The sequence below is a fragment of the Sporanaerobium hydrogeniformans genome (assembly GCF_002735925.1).
GTDB lineage: Bacteria > Bacillota > Clostridia > Lachnospirales > Cellulosilyticaceae > Sporanaerobium > Sporanaerobium hydrogeniformans.
Genome location: NZ_PEDL01000060.1, coordinates 1 through 722 on the forward strand (window position 1 = coordinate 1; position 722 = coordinate 722).

Annotated in this window: 1 rRNA gene; it reads left to right on the forward strand. The window is 49.7% G+C overall.

From position 1 onward, the window contains the following. Positions 1–33 precede the first annotated feature (33 nt). Positions 34–722 (forward strand): 23S ribosomal RNA (locus tag CS063_RS17390); the annotation flags it as partial.

A 722-nucleotide genomic window follows, 5' to 3' on the forward strand; every position in this document is an offset into this window, starting at 1 on the left:
ATGACAAACCGTCAACGTAAGTTGAACGGATTAGGTCAAGCTACTAAGAGCGTAGAGTGGATGCCTTGGCACCGAGAGCCGATGAAGGACGTGATAAGCTGCGAAAAGCTTGGGGGAGTTGCAAATAAACTGTGATCCCAAGATATCCGAATGGGGAAACCTAACTGAGCAAACCTCAGTTACTGCATAGCCAATACATAACTATGCAGAGGGAACGAAGGGAACTGAAACATCTAAGTACCTTCAGGAGGAGAAAGAAACATCGATTTCCTAAGTAGCGGCGAGCGAAAGGGAAACAGGCCAAACCAAAGTACTTGTACTTTGGGGTTGCGGACTGCGTTGTGGCAAGATTGAGGATAGTCGAAGCGTCTGGAAAGTCGCATCAAAGAGGGTGATAATCCCGTAGACGAAATCTGAGAGAAGCCTAGCAGGATCCAGAGTACCACGAGACACGAGAAACCTTGTGGGAAGCCGGGGGGACCACCCCCCAAGCCTAAATACTCCTCGGTGACCGATAGCGCATAGTACTGTGAAGGAAAGGTGAAAAGAACCGCGGGAGCGGAGTGAAAAAGAACCTGAAACTCTATGTTTACAAGCAGTGGAAGCGCCATATGATGCGCGACCGCGTACTTTTTGTAGAACGGTCCGGCGAGTTATTGGCTGCGGCAAGGTTAAGTACCAGGAGGTACGAAGCCGAAGGGAAACCAAGTCTGAATAGGGCG